The organism is Balneolaceae bacterium, assembly GCA_034521495.1.
Taxonomy (GTDB): Bacteria; Bacteroidota; Rhodothermia; order Balneolales; family Balneolaceae; genus Rhodohalobacter.
Map to the genome: position 1 here is coordinate 575,848 of JAXHMK010000010.1, position 17,585 is coordinate 593,432.

The 17,585-nt window shown below is 39.2% G+C and carries 19 protein-coding genes; 14 read left to right on the top strand and 5 right to left on the bottom strand.

Annotation, left to right across the window (positions count from 1 at the left end; translation table 11 throughout):
- Window positions 1–8: 8 nt before the first annotated feature.
- The gene (locus U5K72_11385; protein ID MDZ7719408.1) at window positions 9–1,715 is read left to right on the top strand and encodes an iron ABC transporter permease; all 1,707 of its coding nucleotides are present in this window, start codon (window positions 9–11) and stop codon (window positions 1,713–1,715) included.
- Window positions 1,716–2,020: 305 nt separating this feature from the next.
- Here U5K72_11385 and U5K72_11390 read toward each other — a convergent pair whose 3' ends face one another.
- The 5 genes from U5K72_11390 to dnaG all read right to left on the bottom strand — a co-directional run bounded on the left by U5K72_11390 (window position 2,021) and on the right by dnaG (window position 7,953).
- Window positions 2,021–3,037, bottom strand: coding sequence for a Fe(3+) ABC transporter substrate-binding protein (locus U5K72_11390; GenBank protein ID MDZ7719409.1), 1,017 nt, complete (start codon window positions 3,035–3,037; stop codon window positions 2,021–2,023).
- A gap of 89 nt (window positions 3,038–3,126) precedes the next feature.
- On the bottom strand, window positions 3,127–4,422 hold the full coding sequence (locus tag U5K72_11395; protein ID MDZ7719410.1) for a bifunctional lysine ketoglutarate reductase /saccharopine dehydrogenase family protein: 1,296 nt from the start codon (window positions 4,420–4,422) through the stop codon (window positions 3,127–3,129).
- Between the two features lie 5 nt (window positions 4,423–4,427).
- Window positions 4,428–4,847: a hypothetical protein gene (locus U5K72_11400; GenBank protein ID MDZ7719411.1), complete on the bottom strand. Its 420-nt coding sequence runs from the start codon at window positions 4,845–4,847 to the stop codon at window positions 4,428–4,430.
- A gap of 14 nt (window positions 4,848–4,861) precedes the next feature.
- Window positions 4,862–5,671: an inositol monophosphatase family protein gene (locus U5K72_11405; GenBank protein MDZ7719412.1), complete on the bottom strand. Its 810-nt coding sequence runs from the start codon at window positions 5,669–5,671 to the stop codon at window positions 4,862–4,864.
- Between the two features lie 263 nt (window positions 5,672–5,934).
- On the bottom strand, window positions 5,935–7,953 hold the full coding sequence (dnaG, locus tag U5K72_11410; GenBank protein MDZ7719413.1) for a DNA primase: 2,019 nt from the start codon (window positions 7,951–7,953) through the stop codon (window positions 5,935–5,937).
- A gap of 288 nt (window positions 7,954–8,241) precedes the next feature.
- Here dnaG and sucD point away from each other — a divergent pair, with 288 nt between their 5' ends.
- From sucD to U5K72_11475, 13 genes are all read left to right on the top strand, one after another.
- Window positions 8,242–9,111 carry a succinate--CoA ligase subunit alpha gene (gene sucD / locus U5K72_11415; GenBank protein MDZ7719414.1) on the top strand — a complete coding sequence of 290 codons (870 nt, stop codon included), beginning with the start codon at window positions 8,242–8,244 and terminating at the stop codon, window positions 9,109–9,111.
- A gap of 350 nt (window positions 9,112–9,461) precedes the next feature.
- Window positions 9,462–9,815 carry a hypothetical protein gene (locus tag U5K72_11420; protein MDZ7719415.1) on the top strand — a complete coding sequence of 118 codons (354 nt, stop codon included), beginning with the start codon at window positions 9,462–9,464 and terminating at the stop codon, window positions 9,813–9,815.
- 307 nt (window positions 9,816–10,122) lie between these two features.
- A complete protein-coding gene (locus U5K72_11425; protein ID MDZ7719416.1) occupies window positions 10,123–10,533 on the top strand; it encodes a hypothetical protein in 411 nt (136 codons plus the stop codon).
- 1,971 nt (window positions 10,534–12,504) lie between these two features.
- Complete coding sequence (locus tag U5K72_11430) at window positions 12,505–12,807, top strand: hypothetical protein (GenBank protein ID MDZ7719417.1); 303 nt, start codon at window positions 12,505–12,507, stop codon at window positions 12,805–12,807.
- Between the two features lie 222 nt (window positions 12,808–13,029).
- Window positions 13,030–13,182, top strand: a complete 153-nt coding sequence (locus tag U5K72_11435) for a hypothetical protein (GenBank protein MDZ7719418.1) — start codon at window positions 13,030–13,032, stop codon at window positions 13,180–13,182.
- Window positions 13,183–13,251: 69 nt separating this feature from the next.
- Window positions 13,252–13,455, top strand: a complete 204-nt coding sequence (locus tag U5K72_11440) for a hypothetical protein (GenBank protein MDZ7719419.1) — start codon at window positions 13,252–13,254, stop codon at window positions 13,453–13,455.
- Window positions 13,456–13,507: 52 nt separating this feature from the next.
- On the top strand, window positions 13,508–13,792 hold the full coding sequence (locus tag U5K72_11445; GenBank protein MDZ7719420.1) for a hypothetical protein: 285 nt from the start codon (window positions 13,508–13,510) through the stop codon (window positions 13,790–13,792).
- Window positions 13,793–14,251: 459 nt separating this feature from the next.
- The gene (locus tag U5K72_11450) at window positions 14,252–14,626 is read left to right on the top strand and encodes a class I SAM-dependent methyltransferase (GenBank protein MDZ7719421.1); all 375 of its coding nucleotides are present in this window, start codon (window positions 14,252–14,254) and stop codon (window positions 14,624–14,626) included.
- Window positions 14,627–14,938: 312 nt separating this feature from the next.
- Entirely contained in the window at window positions 14,939–15,553 is a 615-nt protein-coding gene (locus tag U5K72_11455; GenBank protein ID MDZ7719422.1) for a YbaK/EbsC family protein, read from the top strand.
- A 70-nt stretch (window positions 15,554–15,623) separates the two neighbouring features.
- The gene (locus U5K72_11460; protein ID MDZ7719423.1) at window positions 15,624–16,064 is read left to right on the top strand and encodes a hypothetical protein; all 441 of its coding nucleotides are present in this window, start codon (window positions 15,624–15,626) and stop codon (window positions 16,062–16,064) included.
- Between the two features lie 425 nt (window positions 16,065–16,489).
- Complete coding sequence (locus tag U5K72_11465; protein ID MDZ7719424.1) at window positions 16,490–16,723, top strand: addiction module protein; 234 nt, start codon at window positions 16,490–16,492, stop codon at window positions 16,721–16,723.
- 6 nt (window positions 16,724–16,729) lie between these two features.
- Window positions 16,730–17,029 (top strand): type II toxin-antitoxin system RelE/ParE family toxin, encoded by a 300-nt coding sequence (locus U5K72_11470; protein ID MDZ7719425.1) that lies wholly within the window; start codon window positions 16,730–16,732, stop codon window positions 17,027–17,029.
- A gap of 190 nt (window positions 17,030–17,219) precedes the next feature.
- Window positions 17,220–17,576: a cupin domain-containing protein gene (locus tag U5K72_11475; GenBank protein ID MDZ7719426.1), complete on the top strand. Its 357-nt coding sequence runs from the start codon at window positions 17,220–17,222 to the stop codon at window positions 17,574–17,576.
- Window positions 17,577–17,585: the final 9 nt, after the last annotated feature.

The following is a 17,585-nucleotide window of genomic DNA, read 5'->3' on the forward strand; positions in this document are numbered from 1 at the left end:
TTTTTTAAATGATTCGAAATATTCTTGAGATGACCCGGAACAGTGAATTCTGGCCAACTCCGGGATCCATTAAATCGGAGTCGGGCTGGTGGAATGCTGCTACTATTTTTATTGCACTGCTGGTTGCAGTACCGGTTTTAACTGTTGCTGCAAATATCTTTGTTCCAAGCGGAGATGTCTGGCAGCATCTTGCCTCAACTGTTCTCCCCGACTACATAAAAAACTCCTTAATTTTGATGGTTGGTGTGGGGGCCGGCGTATTTATCCTGGGAGTTGGAAATGCCTGGCTGGTAACCATGTGCCGCTTTCCGGGCAGCAAACAGTTTAACTGGTTGTTGATTTTACCCATGGCCGTACCCGCCTACCTGATGGCATATACCTACACTGATTTTCTAACCTACACGGGACCGCTTCAAAACATGATCCGCGACCTGACCGGATGGGGCCTGGGTGATTATTATTTCCCGGATGTGCGATCCATCGGTGGTGCAATTATCATGATGTCATTCGTTTTCTTTCCCTATGTGTACCTGATTACAAGAGCCGCTTTCATGGAACAGTCCAACTCTTTACTGGAAGCCAGCCGAAGCCTCGGAGCATCTCCGTTTCAGAGTTTTTATAAGATTGCACTGCCCCTGGCACGTCCCTCTATTTCAGCGGGAATGGCCCTGGCATTGATGGAAACCCTGAATGATTTCGGAACGGTAGATTATTTCGGAGTGCAAACATTTACAACCGGAATCTACCGAACCTGGTTTGGTTTAGGTGAAAGGGCTGCCGCTGCACAACTTGCGGCTTTCCTGCTCATTTTTATCCTCTTTCTGATATTGCTGGAACGCACAAGCAGAAATAGTATGAGTTTAAAACAGGAGACAACCGGCCGGTACAAAAGCCTTTCTGTTTATCGTCTTACAGGTTGGAAAGCATGGGGAAGTACTATCTTTTGCACCATTCCCGTATTGGTGGGATTTTTATTTCCTACGTTGATTCTTACCGATATGATGATTGCCAATTTCGATGTAGCTGTCGATTCAAGATTCCTCGAATTTAGCTTTAATACGGTTTTGGTTGCTCTCATTGCCGGATTTGTAGCACTGGCCGTTGCTTTAGTTATGGCTTACGGCGCACGTCTCAACCCGAATCTACTCACAAGAACAGCTACACGTATCGGTTCTATGGGATATGCCATACCCGGTTCTGTCATTGCTGTCGGTATTCTTATTCCGTTTGGATGGGTTGATAATACTCTCGATAGCTGGATGCGTGATACATTTGGCCTTTCTACGGGCCTTTTGCTGAGCGGAACGATCTTTGCCCTGATCTTCGCTTACGTCGTTCGGTTTCTCGCTGTTGCTTACAATACAGTTGAGGCGAGTCTTGGAAAGATTACCCCAAGTATGGATGAAGCTGCGGAGGGAATGGGGTACGGATTCGGAAAAATTCTCCGGAAAATTCACATGCCTATCATGTCAGGCAGCTTATTTGCGGCTATCATGTTGGTAATTGTTGATGTCATTAAAGAACTGCCTGCCACAATTATCGTCCGTCCGTTTAATTTTGATACACTTGCTGTGCAGGTATACAGATTGGCATCAGATGAAAGGCTCGCCGAATCTTCCGGTGCAGCACTGGCAATTATTTTAGTCGGGCTGGTACCCGTATTTATCCTGAGCCGCTCGATTGCGAAGACCCGGAAATCAGAAGAGAAAGAGTAGTCGTAGAATTCACCGTATGAGTAAAATTGCTTTAACTGGCTAACTGCTAAGTCCACTCATCCAATTAATTAAGATAGACATGGTATTTTTGGAGCCATTAATCGATTTTAAAATAGCAATAACATCTTTGCCATAACTTAACTTCTTACAGGCAATAAAAATACCATGTCTTGGGACTGGGATAGAGACACTGCTGAGACATGGTATTTTTTCGAATACCTAATAAGTTTTGTTGTTGCACAAATTATTGTATTAACAGCACATATTTTGCAAGCACGAAAAATACCATGTCTTATATGGATTAATTACTGCCAGCCGGCTCTGTCCATTACCCGTATAGCTATTGGGTTGTTGTTGCCATATGCAGCTACATTTATTCCATCGGTATCAAACTCTCCAAATTGATCGAGCACATCTGGTAGTTCCATCCCTTCTAAAACCGGAAATTCGTTATTTGCAATTGCATAGTATTGCTGTGCTTCTTCTGTAGCCAGGTATTCGATAAATCGAATAGCATTTGTTTCGTTAGGTGAATTTGCAGCCAGTCCTGCACCGCTAATATTCACGTGAGCACCGCCATGTTCTTCAGGAGGGAAATAGATTGCCACTTTTGAGGCCACCTCCTGGTCTTCTTCAGTATCAGATTGCATCAAACGAGCCAGGTAGTAGTGATTTGCTATTGCTACATCACAAATCCCTGCCGCCGCTGCACGTATTTGATCGGTATCTCCGCCCTGGGGAGATCGGGCAAAATTGTTTACAAAATTGGTCGCCCACTCTTCCGTGGCTTCTTCACCATGCCGTTCAATCAGAGAGGCTACAAGTGATTGATTATAGATATTATTGGATGATCGAATACAAATGCGTCCTTCCCACTGTTCATCTGCAAGTTCCCAATATCCTTCAAGATCTGCGGTATCAACAGCTTCTGTATTGTAAACAATACCTCTTACACGATTCGAAAGACCTACCCAGTACCCCTCAGGGTCTCGCATTTCTGAATCGATATTCTCACTCAAATAGTCTGATTCGAACGGTTGAAGTACACCCGCATCTTTCGCTCGCCATAAACGGCCGGCATCAACTGTAATTACAACATCAGCAGGGCTGTTAATGCCCTCGTTATTTATACGTTCGATAAGTTCGTCACTTGAACCTTCAATTAAGTTTACTTCAATACCGGTTTGTTCGGTAAAGTTATCATATAAATGCTGATCTGTGTCGTAATGTCTTGCTGAGTAGATGTTTACAACTTCACTTTCCGAGCAGGAAACCAGGAAAAAGAATCCTAAAAAGATGGTTAAAATAGTTTTGTTAGCCATAGTCTGTTTTTGTACTGAATTAATTTGGATTAATTCTAAATAATATAAGACTTACCCATTCCTTATTGCAAGCTTGAATTACATCCATATTAAATATCCAGGTAGTTTTCCAGATAGCTGTATTTTGGAGTGAGTTTACCGAGGTGAACAACCACTGCATTTTTAATCGGTGCAGGAAGAGACAGATCTTCGAATGAAACAGAAAAATCGGTCTCAGCCATTTTTTTGATATAAGGTTTTAAAGCTTCACTAAAGTGGATGGACGCTTCTCTGGGAAGTTCGCTCGGAAGAATATCCACGGCCATCACCGCCAGGCCGCTGCCTTCAAAACCCATTTCGTAACTGTCCTCAAGAGGATCATAAACAAAAACCGGATCTTCTATAGCCGTAGCCGTTTCCGTGCATTCCACCGAACCGTTAATATCGCAGGTAATGTCTCCTATTACTGCTAAATTCAGTATTCCCTCCCGATCCATTTTTGATAGCCACTCTTTTGTAATAAGCCTTGGATAGTTTTCATCCCAATAAATTCCATTTACAAGTACATTTATATTTGGCAAATAGTCTTCAATTGCTGAACTGTAGAGATCTGGAAAATTGATGTAATGCTGAAGATCAAACGGACGATCTTTCTCCGGTACCATATAGTCTTCAACCAATAAATTCACTTTTATGATCTCCTGGTTCCGGTCATAATCGCCATCTTTCAGCTCATCTGCTGATATATAGGGACCCGGGAGAAGGTCCAGAATTTCCATCGCCCCATTTGAAACATTGCCATCACCGGTTACTGCAATTACCAGTGGTTTCATCTCTTCAGGCAGTCCATGAACGTTTATCTTTTCAGCAACATCCTTAATACTTGTTCTGGCTTCATCGAGCGAGTCATATTGATATGTTTGTTTTAAGTTGGCAAGCGGTGAGTGGACCCCGCGTTCTTTGTAGCGCTGCCCCGTTGCCCATAGCGTGTTGATCATACCGGCAAGGCCCGCATAGCGGCCAAAAAAGATCAGTCGTTGTCCATCCTGATCTTCAATTTTTTCATAGTCGATAAGGGTAGCTCCACTGTTGATGATATTTCTAAGCATCGGCATGTTGTAGGGCTGGCCTTTAATCACATGAGAGAAAAATAGATAGGCTTTGTTCTTCTCGAAGTAATCCTCAGGCATCTCCTTCACACCAAATATCAGATCAGCTTCCGTTAAATTTTCTCTGATTTCCGCTCCCGCTTCTTTGTATTCCTGATCAGAAAATACCCGTTTCTCTGACTGCTCAACAGAAATTGAGATACCCCTGCTAATCAGTTCGCTAACATGCTCCGGGATAATTGGAGTTCTGCGTTCAAATTTATACTTGTTCTCGTGTCTGATTCCAATATGGTTCATAGATATTACAATTTGGTTTTATGATTCAGTGGATCTGTCATGTTACTTTCAAAATCCATTTCCATCAGCCACTCCCCTACTTTCATTTTCAGTGTCATATTGTACAATACAAAAGCCAGCAGCGGCGCAAATTTAAATGCTATCAGCAGCAGATTATCGTTCGGGAAAAACAGAAGAGGTACAGATGAGAACCCCATCAGAATTAAAAACCCGTATATCCAACCCTTCTTATCATATTTATACAAAACTATCATCATATAGAGCGAGAATGGAATGGCAATCATAATTAAGAGGATGGACATCAGCCAGACAAGATTCATATAAAAAAAGAAGACAATACTAAATATCAACACACCATAACCTATCCTTTCGCTGCTTAATAGGTCATATAGTTGTGAAAGTGTTAGATATTCCCTTCCAATCATAGTAAAAGATTTAACTAAGCATTGATTACTCTTCTCTGCTCATCCGGAATCATCTCTTCAATAGTGCTTAAAAGATACGAGTGTATCTCAGCGTTACCGGTCACAATTCGCTGACCAAACGCCCATCGGTCCCCTCCATTCCAATCGGTTATAACACCGCCTGCTTCTTTAATGATGAGAGCTGCAGCTGCAAGATCCCAAATATGAAGTGAATATTCATAAAATCCATCGAATCGGCCGCAAGCCACACAACAAAGATCATATGCAGCAGAACCTGGCCGGCGTATTCCCTGAAGTTCTTCCATCAGCTTTCGGAATAGTTTTAAATAGGGATCAACCAGCGAAAGATCATTATAAGGAAACCCTGTGCCTACAAATGCTTTTTTGTGATTGCTCTTTGTGGAAACATGAATCTTCTCCCCATTCAGCCAGGCTCCTTTTCCGGCAATTGCTGTAAACTCTTCATCACGATTGACTTCAATCACAATTCCAACTTTTGGAGCCTTCTTTTCCCAGAGCGCAACAGATACACAGTAGATTGGAAAACCGTGTGCAAAGTTAGTGGTTCCGTCAATCGGATCTATGATCCATGTTCGTGAATCGCTTAAATGATCTTCCGCAGCGGATTCCTCGGCCAGAATCTCATCATCGGGAAAATACTGTTTGATTATCTCGATGATCGCTTTTTCAGTAGCAATATCTGCATCTGTAATCAGATCATGAAATCCTTTTTGTTCAATATTAATCCCCTTTTCTTTATACGCCCTGATGGTACGAACACCCTCTCTTGCTGCCTGTTTTGCAACGTCAAGATCTGAAATCATATCTGCTATTTTATTGTATTAGATGATAAATGGATATGAAATATATCGTTGTTTTATCAAAACCTTAAAAATAAATAATCGAGGCTTTGCAGAAGCAATCATTTGTTTTCCACTTCACCGACGGTTCCTATCGAGTGGACAAAAGGTTAGAGTAGAAAAAGAAGATCCTTCCTCATCTCGTCAGAAAAAGCTGACGGAATTCATCAGATAGACATTGTTTCAAGTTCAGTCGATTGTAAAAAACTTCGTCAAAGATCGCCTGTTTACTTTTTTGACTCCCTTTCTATCTTGCTTTTCATATGATATTCAAAACTCTTCTTTGCCTCTACTTTTCCGCCTTTTATGAATTCGGGATCATCAAAAAGATCGTCAGCAGATGTTTTTTTGATGCGCGTAATCTCTTTTTGAAGTTTGCTCAGCATCCTCACCAACTTCTCTTTCTCCTCCGTTGAAGCCTGTCCGATAATACGGGATATCTCATCTTTCCTTCTTTCACAGTACGATAAACGCAACGGTTTCATGGCAGATTTTGCTGAAAGAATCGGGTTTCTGTCTTTTCGGTATTCGCTTCCCGTCCGTTTTGCAAATTTCTCACTGATGGAATGCCGGTCCACCACGATATCTCCCAACAAAGACGGGTACGGATTTTCCCGGTTCATATAATGCTCAACACTAATCTCCTCTTCATTTACGTGCCGCTCTATGATATCACTAAAGAATCCACGTATTTGCTCATCTTCAAAATGATCTTCCCCAATATTGTGCCCGATAAAACGCCGCATATTCTCCCCGAATTGAAGTAAAAGACGGATGATCTCCAACTCGTAATGGGCACGTTTTCTATTGCTTACTTCTTTTTGTTGATTGGGTGATTGACCCGATTGTTCATCCTGCACCGGCACGGAAGATTCTGTATCTCTTTGCCTGGAAAAGTCCTCCCTCCTCTTTTTAAATCGTCTCTGTTTTTTTCGTTCATTGAGAATCATATCAAGCTGCTGGAACAGTTCCCGGTCCGATCCTTTTCGATACATCTGTGTTTTTTGATGCAGGTGCTGAACGTAAACCTGCCGGTCCAGCTCCCCGGGAATTCGGGCTATACTATCCAATATCTGTTTGATGACGGAAGAGCGATCTCCGGGACTTTCCATCCGCCCGGCATTTTCCGCTTTGTGAATGGTGAATGTGATGAAATCTTCCGCGTTTTTCTTTTTGAAATCCAGGAAAGATTCTTTTCCATACTGCTTCACAAACGAATCGGGATCTTCGCCCTCAGGTAGTTCCATTAGGTTGACCTCCATCCCCTGCTCCAGTGCGATATTCATTCCGCGTTCCATCGCAGTTTGGCCGGCGGTATCCGCATCATAAATCATCACAATTCGGTTTCCGTACCGCTGAAGAATTTTGATCTGCCCGGCCGTTAGAGAAGTTCCGCTCGATGCCACCACATTTTTGATTCCTTTCTGATGCATCGTGATCACATCCGTGTACCCCTCAACCAGGATTACCTCCTCCTCTTTACGAATCTCGTTCTTCGCAAAATTGACGCCATACACCACTTCACTCTTGTTGTAAACAATCGTCTGCGAGGAGTTGATATACTTCGCTGTTTTCTTGTTCTCATTCAGAATTCGCCCGGCAAAGGCGATCAGTTTGCCCGATGGATTAAAGATCGGAAACATCAATCGGTCACGAAATGAATCAAAATAACCGTCGTCTCGATTGCTGGGTTTGATCAGATCGGCTTCCAGCAAATATTCCTCTTTGATCCCCTCTTCTTGAGCCTCTTTCAACAGTGCAGATCCGCTTGGCGAAAATCCCAGCCCAAAATTCTTCCAGATTTTTGTGGGATAACCGCGGCTTTCGAGATAGGATCGCGCTTTTTCTGCCTCAGGAGATTCAAGCAACTGGCGATGATAAAACAATCCGGCAAACTTCAGAGCATGCAGAACACCTTCCCGCTTTTTGGTCGCTTCGCTATCCTCATCGGAGTGGTCATCGGGGATATCAATTCCATATCGTTCGGCAAGTGTTCGGAGTGATTCCGGAAATCCGATTCCCTCCATCTCCATCACAAAGTTAAAGACGTCACCACTTTCACCGCATCCAAAACATTTGTAGATCCCAAGACGAGGTGTTACATGAAATGAAGGCGTATTCTCATCATGAAACGGACAAAGCCCTACAAATCCGCTGCCCGATTTCTTGAGCTTCACATAATCGCCGACCACATCCACGATGTCCGCCGCCGCACGAATTTCCTCTTTTTTATCGTCTGTTATCATAGGGAAATGATAGGGAAAAATGGAGCGTTGATAAAGTACTTTGCCTCATTTTCATTCAAAAGCTTTTGTATGCGGAATGAGGAATGTGGTTTGCGGAGGGTGGAGTGTGGGGTGAGGAAAAACTCCCCATTCCCCAAACCGCATTCCGCACTCCACTCAGAAAAGGCAAGAAACTACGATCAACCATAAACACAGAAACGAGCCCTCACACTTTGGCAATGATTCCCAATGATGGTATATTCAAACCGAATCAATAAAACCAGAAAATAAACGAAATTAACCTGTTTCATGAGTGTATTAGTTGGTAATGAAACCCGCCTGATTGTACAAGGCTTTACCGGCAGCGAGGGAACGTTCCATGCCGGCCAGATGATTGAATACGGAACGAATGTAGTTGGCGGTGTAACGCCCGGAAAAGGCGGACAAACCCATCTCGAGAAACCCGTTTTTAACACCGTTTCCGAAGCTGTAACCCAAGAGGAAGCGAACACGTCTGTTATTTTTGTACCGCCTCCATTTGCGGGCGATGCCATTATCGAATCCGCGCTTGCCGGAATTAAAGTGATTATCTGTATTACGGAGGGAATTCCCGTGCAGGATATGGTGAAAGCGAAACAGGTTTGCAAGAATCACGGGGCCACATTGGTTGGGCCGAACTGCCCCGGCGTGATTACGCCCGGCGAGGCAAAAGTTGGCATTATGCCCGGCATGATTTTTACACCCGGAAATGTTGGGTTGATCTCACGTTCCGGAACGCTTACCTATGAAGCGGTAGACCAGTTGACCAAAGCCGGACTCGGACAAAGTACAGCAATCGGAATTGGCGGTGACCCTGTCATCGGAACCACCCACACCGATGCCGTAAAACTGTTCCAGGACGATCCCGATACCGAAGCGATTGTGCTGATTGGCGAGATTGGCGGATCTGCCGAGGAAGAAGCCGCAGCTTATATTAAAGAGAATGTGGACAAACCGGTTGTAGCCTTTATTGCCGGAAGCACCGCCCCTCCCGGGCGACGAATGGGCCACGCAGGCGCCATCATCTCCGGCGGAAAAGGAACAGCCGCAGATAAGAAACAAGCCCTGAAAGATGCCGGCGTAACCGTCTCCGAAAGCCCCGCCGAAATTGGCGTTACACTGAAAGAGTTATTGGGATAGAATTCCTGATTCGATTGAATTTCAAAAGCCATCCGGGTTTGTTCCTGGATGGCTTTTTTTGTTTGATATAAAATATTTGAATTGCTTAAAAAATGAGTCTTTCAACAATGTTCAATAAATATTTATCTGAATCACATATCTGAACATTTTAGCCTAAAATCCTTGATTTTCTGATCTAAAGCCAATCGTTGAGTTGTTTATCGAAAAGAAGTAAGTTCATCAAGAATATATTAGGCATATTAACTTTAATAAGAATGAAATAATGCCATGAAAATCCTTCTACAATCTAATGATAAAAAGTTTATAGACGATGTTAATTCAAGCTTAAAAGAAGACATGCTGACAGCAACTTGTTCAAGTATGTTGATTATCAAATTGAAAAATCTGAACAAAATAGTAATCATTTTTACGAGGGTGATCCCATATCTATATCAATGATTATTATCGCACTTGTAAGTGGAGGAGGGGCGTTGGCAGTTTCAGTAGGTAAGGATGGTTTCATCACTCGCCTAGCAAATGTACTTGATACATATATTAAGCGTGGTTTAGAAGTAACCGTTGAAAAACAAGATGGAGAAATAATTCACTTGAAGGGATCTGCTAAGCATGTTGAGTCTATTTTGAAAGATATATTCCTCAAGGAGAACGATCAATGCGAGAGGCAAGATGCTTCTCTGTTTATGAACAAGATCATTCGACGCTGAGCGCCGATTCCTCGCGATGTAAAAAGGATCTCATCAGAATCAGTGCAGTTCCTCAGTCTTGCCAAAGTGTGGATTTCAAGTATCAACAGTAGCTAATCCTGCTCATCATGAAGTAAAGGAAAAACTTTGGAATTCTCTTCATAGTTTGACTCGTAAAGACCATGCCCTAATTTACTTCTCTGGACGTGGACGACGCAATAACCAACGCCGTCTTCAGCTTTGCACTCGTGATACCTGATCCCGAAAAACTTGTTGTAACGTCTGCCTCATTTTAGTGAGTTGCTAAGCGTAATAAGAGAAATCGATATTGGATCCGTCTTATTTATTCTGGATTGCTGTTTCAGCGGTGCAGCAGGACGAACGATATTTTATAAAGGAAGGGCGAATATTCTTGAACAACATGAAGAAACTATCAGTTCAGGTCGCGGACTTTCGGTTTTGTGTTCTTCAGATGCTCCTGTCTGAAATTGCAGCCGCCTCTCCAGACATGGAGATGAGCATTTTTTCATCTTGTTTCTTGAAAGCATGTCAAAAATTAGAAAGTGAACGTAGTGGCTGGATTACAGCTGCTAATATATATGAAGAACTGAAAGGAGAAATAACTACACATAAACCACAATTATTAGGTGAAAATCCACTCTTTCCAATACTCAAGGGCAATAATGGTCTTGAAAGTAAAATCTGCCCAAAAAGTGAAGCCACGTATAAAAATTTATGATGGTAATTACCCTCTTTTTTACAGTTTACTTGTAATGCCTAAATTTCGAGCGTGGCTCATTCTGCTAGGAAAACAAGTCCCACCTAAGACTGCTGAAAAAGTTACTAATGGGGTATACGCATTATATAATCCTGATGAAGCATATAAGTCAAAAATCGATGCTGCCAGAGAAGATATACTATCATCAAATAGTATTCTAAATTCAAACAGCGAGATATACTTAATAGCAACCTCGTATTACTGTACCCTATTGCTATTGATACTGGCAACATACAAGCGTTTTTGTGGAACTGATCGAAAATACATATTAAAAAATTGCTTGAATATTCAATCTGGCCATTTTCTGATGATTGAAGGTGAACACCTTCCACTATTAGCTATTGATGACGAGACGCAAAATTTGTTCATCTATGCTCAACCAAGACTATACTGAAAGAGGCATTTGGTGTTCTCGACAACTACCTCCTACGAATACGCGTAAAGAAACTTTTGATTGTCAAAGAAGATACTTTTGTGAGGAATTCAAAATATGTTGTCCGCTAGAAAAGTTTAGCAATAGATTGTTAAACTCTGCTGCGTCTGGTTCAAATAAAGAGGAAGCCCATATAGCTTTTGTTACTGATACTGATATACATGAACATTTTCGAGGTATCAATTTTTACCGAACGAAGTGAACTTCCTACAATGAGTGAAAGCCTTCAAAGATGCACGTCTCCAAAAACAAAGAAAAGATTTAGGAGATGGCGGCCCGTATGTACCTATTGCATGGACGAAAAATATATTGTTGTCAGAGCACAATTTCGAGAACATATCGAGTACCTTGTAAAAAGTGCAATTCGGAAGAAAATAAATCGTGGATGGCATTCCTTGATATAGAAGATAATATCCCATAATTGTGATTATGCCTAACCAGCGCTTCAAGGGTGACACAGCCTCGCCGTTGGTTTTGGTTCTCGCCCAGTCAATGGTCAAACTGGTAGACTTTCAATAATTTTTTACGCTAAACTCTGTGCACCTTAAGCGCAAGGCCGTTATAGCACAAGAAATCAGACTTCCCAATTGGCTTTCAAATCTTATTAAATTAACTTTAAAAACGAAATGGTAGATTTCAGAAAAAGACAACTGGGAAAAAACAAGAAGAGAATAAAATTGATCCATTTGAAATATATGATTCATTAGATAGGAGAAGTGTTACAGGGCCATTAAGACCTATACAAGAAACTATTTTGAGAGAATGGCATGAAGAAAAAAGGGATGTAGACGATTTAGTTATTAAACTTCACACTGGTTCAGGAAAAACACTTATTGGATTATTAATACTCCAATCTCAATTAAATAAAAATTCAAAACCATGTTACTTTTATGTTTTGCCCCAACATTTATTCAACTAATCGAGTCTGTTTAGAAGCAATAAATTTTGGCATTCCTTATTGCATAATCGGTGAGGATAAATGAACTCCGAAATGATTTTATTGAGGGTAAAATAAAAAAATCCTTACCACTTATACCGACAAAAGTTATTCAATGGTAAGACGAAATTTGGATTAGATAATAATTATGTCGCATGCGATAGTATTATTTTAGATGACTCTCATGCGTGTATTGATGCTATAAGAAGTGCGTTTACCATAACTATAAATCGAGATCATTTCATTATTTGAAAAATTTCGCCAATTATTTGAGGATGACTTAAAGAGCATAGGACAAGGAGCATATTTGGAAATAATAGACGGAGAGTACGAATCTCAACTCCCAGCGCCTTATTGGAGCTTTCAAGATAAAAAAGATGAAGTGCTTCAATTACTGTCCAAATATAAAGAAGAAAGAGAAATCCTATTTACTTGGCCTCTAATTGAAGATTCATTGCATAATCGACAATTACATATCTGAGGATATCAACTTGAAACTTCTCCATATCATTTGCCAATTGAAAGGTTTGGTACTTTTCATCATGCAAATCATAGAGTTTTAATGTCAGCTACAACACAAGATGATTCATTCTTCATTAAAGGATTGGCATTCTCAAAAAATTCTGTACTCAATCCACTTGAAGATCCTAAACGATTATGGTCAGGTGAAAAAATGCTACTCATACCTTCTTTAATTAGTGAAGAGCTTGATAGAAACTTAATTATCACAAAATTGGCTAAAGAAAATGAAAATTTGAAATTTGGCAGAGTAGCAATTACACCCAGTTTTCCATTATCCTCACAGTATGAAGCACTTGGAATGCCGCTAAGCCCGGTGATATTTTTGAAAAATTACAACATTTAACACAAGGGAATTAGAAACACTCTGTTTTGGTTAGATATATGAACTGGCTAGATTTACCAGATGAAAATTGTCGAATTTTAATAATTGATGAAAACCTTATTTAAATTCACTATTGAGACAAATATGAAGAAAGTTGTCGTTTAAAAATAGCGACATGATTACATTGAACTGCTCAAAGTTGAACAAGGTTTAGGAAGAAGTGTTAGAGGGGAAAATATTACTGTGGCGACTTTAATTGATGATCTAATTCGATTTATAAGGAGTTCAAAAACAAATAAATACTTTTCTGATCAAACAAAAAAGCAAATTGATATAGGTTTAGAGATTGCTGAATTAGCAACTGATGACTTGGATGAGGAAGATCCTTTAAAATGATAAGCTCTTTTATTAAACCAAGCCATTATTAAAAGAGATTCAGGATGGAAAGCATTTTATAGTGAAAAAATGAATGAGCTAAAACCTTCTACGAAAGATTATAATATTTATGACATACTTGAAAAAGAAAGAATAGCAGAGGAATATTTATATGTCAGAAATTCAGAAAAATCTGCGGAATTGTTTCAAGATATTGTCTATAAAGAATGTACAAAAGCCATGAAAAGGATGGGGATTTACAACAGATGGCAAGAGCAACTATACTCCAAGTAAATCTGATTCAAATAGTATTTTTTTAAAAAGCGCTTTTGAAAGAAATCATCAATTGCTAAAACCAAAGGAAGGAGTCAGCTACAAAAAAGTTGAATTCATTGATCAAAATAGAATTCTAAATATTAAAAAATGGATTCAACAATTCGAATCATACTCTGATTTAATGATTGCAGTAAATGGTTTATTTGCAGATTTAAGTTTTGGCATGCCTGCTGAGAAATTTGAATCCGCGCTTAAAGAACTTGGAATGGCTCTTGGTTTAATCAGTGAAATACCCTACAAGAAAAAGAAAACAGGACCTGATAACCTTTGTGTGGTACAAATAATAGATATATAATTTTTGAATGTAAAGTGAGGTGGATTCGAAGATAACCAGATTTTAAATCAGAAGCCGCTCAAATGGAATACTCATGCTGCATGGTTTAAGGATATCTACGGCAATGTTTCTGTAACGCGAATTTTAGTCATACCAACCAAAGAATTATCAGCTCTCGCAAATTTTACACATGAAGTTGTAATCATGAGAAAAAATAAACTTCGATCGCTCCAGTCAAATGTCACTTCTTTGAATAATTCAAGAAATATGAATTAAAGAATCAGCGAAAAAGAAATCGATACGAAGTTTGCATTACATCATTTACAAATGAAGGATCTTGAAGAAAGATATACAGAACCATACTACAAAAAAAGGTAGAAGAAACATCTGTGAGTTTGTGCTATAACCGCCAGACCGTTATAGCTACTTTTGAAATTCTAAATATATTTAACAAAAATTTTTACTATAAAACTTGAAGAAATGGGAATTGGGAAAACAGCAAAAGAAGAACATCTTAACTCTCAGCCGCAGCCGCAGAAAAATATGATGAGATCTATGAAGCTTCAAATTTTGCGACTTGGTAGTTACATGAAGTATGAATTAGATGTCTTAAAAAAATATTCCAATGAACTGAAAATAAATAGTATCGCTTTAGATTTAGGTTGTGGAACGGGTCGCGATAGCTTTTTTCTTTCTAAACATTTCGAGCAGGTGTATGGGTACGAATTTTCTCTGATGATTTTAAATGCTAATAAAAATAAAATCAAACATAATGTTGGAAATGTTTCTTTTAGAGGTATTAGATATAGAGGATCGAGAGCTACCTTGGAAAAAAAGTTCTATACCATTCATTAATACAGCATTTGGAATGGGTAGCTTTATAGAACATATTGAACAGTTATTTAGAGAAATTAGACGGGTATTAATACCCGGAGGTATAACTGTGCTATCTTTTTATAATTCTGATGCTCTAGTAAACCAACTAAATTTAGAATGGAAGCCTGCATTAGCAGCAAGAGTTGTCTAGAATGAAGTATTGTTTAGAAGTTGAATTTGAAGATAAAAAGTTTAGAATAGCAGCGAAGGCATATACCCCAACAGAAGCAAAAAAAGGTTAGTCAAAGTTTTGGAGAACATAACCTTTTAGAAATAACTACATTTCCAACTTTGTCAGCTCTTTTTCCTCAAAGTTTGTTTAATAATGAAAAGGCTAGAGAGTTATGTACTAATGTTGATAAGCTTTTATCCACTAACTTAGATGTTGCTGCTGGACCTTATATTGTTGCAGTATGTAAAAAAGGTGGAAAAACTAAGATTAACAATAAGCTAAAAGGATATGCAAATGTATTGTCTTTATTAAATAAACATAACATAAATACCACAACCAGAATAAAAGAACATAAGCCGGTAAAGACAATGGCAGATGTTAAAGAAGTTTTAGATGTAGATGTAAGTTCAATGGTAAAATCTGTATTGGTTATGACAAAAAACAATTCCAACAAAAGCGATTTAAGTCATTTATATGAAAAATTATTTTTAATAGGCGTGCCTGCTAACAGAAAAGTAGATTTTGGAAGGGTCTCTACAATTTTAGATGTTTCTCGGAATAAACTTAAAATGGCAAATCAAATACAAGTTGAGGAAATAACAGGATTTCAAGTTGGAAGTATACCTCCATTTGAGATTCACCTAAGAAATGTACCCCGTCTACTTCTTGATACATCCTTTTTAGAATTAAATGAGATATGGTGTGGAACTGGTAAATCGACAGATAATCACTAAGATTAACCCTTGAAGAATTGAAAGCATTAAGTAATCCTACTTTTAATGAGGTTTCTAAACCCGGTGAGTAATGGTGAAAGTCATTAAAGATAGTTTTGAATATATACAAATAATAACTTCTCAAGATATTAAAACTGGTGAAGTTTATTGTCTTAACTTTTTACCTAGCGCCCTATTTCCAAAGGATACTATAAACTACTTTTACCACAAAAAAGATTATATAGATCAGCATAATAAAGCTTCGGAAAGATTGTGGACTCATGGTAAAAAGCAAATAAAAAAAATTGAGCAAGATGAAATTACAATTGGGGTAGAACTAAAATCTTTACAAACGTTTATTTCTAAAGGTATTGTTCATGAAGCATCTCCCAATTTTGAAGTTTCACTTTCAATACGTATTGAGGCAATTGATCAAATAATTAATAACATTAAAAATTTTTTCTTTATACCAGAACCTATTCCTTACACCTTTAGTATTAGTCCGCCCGAGATACAATTATTTCGGATGTAGCCAAGAGACACTGCTTCACAACTTATACAAGGAATTCAAATAATTGATGACCAAGCTTATAAAGATTTTGAAATGGAATTTGAGCGACTAAAGAATATTAGTAATAGCAAAATTAATAAAAAAGAACTAGTTGATAAATTAAATGATGCAAAAACAAAATTATCAAGTGGTTTTAAGGCTGTATTGGAAATCATATAGGTAAACAGTGCTATAATTACGGTTTCAATCGCTGACGTACTTGACCGCTGTTTGCCAGTTTCAGAATTCGGGGTCTTGTAGAAATTCAAAGATTTTTAAAACCATTACCAGATTATAAGGCCAAGCCGGTTAAACCGTAGACCGCTGGATCCCTCCCTCTCCTGCTTTTCAGAATTCTTAACTCAATGAATTGCTTTCAACCACGTTTTTATTCAAGTTAAGTTATAATTACTAATAAACGACATAACGAGGAAAAGACCTTACTTGAAGAGCTTTCTCAGCTCAATAAAAGCGAAAAGTTGATTTTGGTTGAAGCTTTGTGGGATTCAATTGCTTCAGACCCATCGGAAGTCGAAGTTCCTGAGCATCACAAAGCAATTATTGAAGAACGGCTTAAAACGCTTGAGCAGGATAAACAATCGGGATCAAGCTGGGAAGAAGTCCGTCAAAAATATTTATAAACCACTGTGCCAGTATCATTAATACTTACCGAAAAGGCACAAGAAGATTTGGATGATGCCTTCCAATGGTATGAAGAACAAGAGCCGGGATTAGGCAAAGAGTTCATTCGATGTATAGATGCTAAAATTGCAGAACTAAACCGTCATCCACTTCATCATCAGGTTGTTCAAAGCGACCGGGTTCGACGTGCACTTGTCAACAGATTTCCCTTTTCTATTTATTTTGTAAATGAAGATGAGCTGATCACCTTTTTTGCTATTCTTCATCAAAGAAAAAGTCCTGAGTTTTGGAAGTCGAAAATATAGCCCTGGAAATTTAACAAGCGTTTCTCCCAAGGAGTCCTTTGGACAACCGGATTTTGCCGCTCACAGTTGGCAATAAAAATTTTCAGTTTTGCGGTCAGAGTCTTGCTTTTTGACACACTTCAGTCGCTGAAAGTGGCAAAAGCGGCTTGATCGCCAAACCGTTAACCGATAATGTTTCAAGGAATTAGCTATGACGAATTACATAAGAAAAAAAGGTACTCGTGAATCTTTAGAGGTAACTGCAGGTCAGGGAACGACCATGCAGGTTCTCATCAGTTCCGAAGAAGCACCGAACTTCGCTTGTAGAAAATTTGTGATGGCTCCTCATGGAGGAATGCCAAAACACACAAATCTTGTAGAACATGAGCAATATGTCCTCAGAGGTTCTGCCACCGTAGAGATAGGAGATGATGTATATGAAGTGTCTGAGGGTGATTCTGTTTATATCCCAAGTCAGGTCCCGCACTCATATAAAGCCGGAAACGATGGTTTTGAGTTTATTTGCGTTGTTCCAAACAAAGAAGATAAAATTGAAATCGTGGAATAGATATCTAAG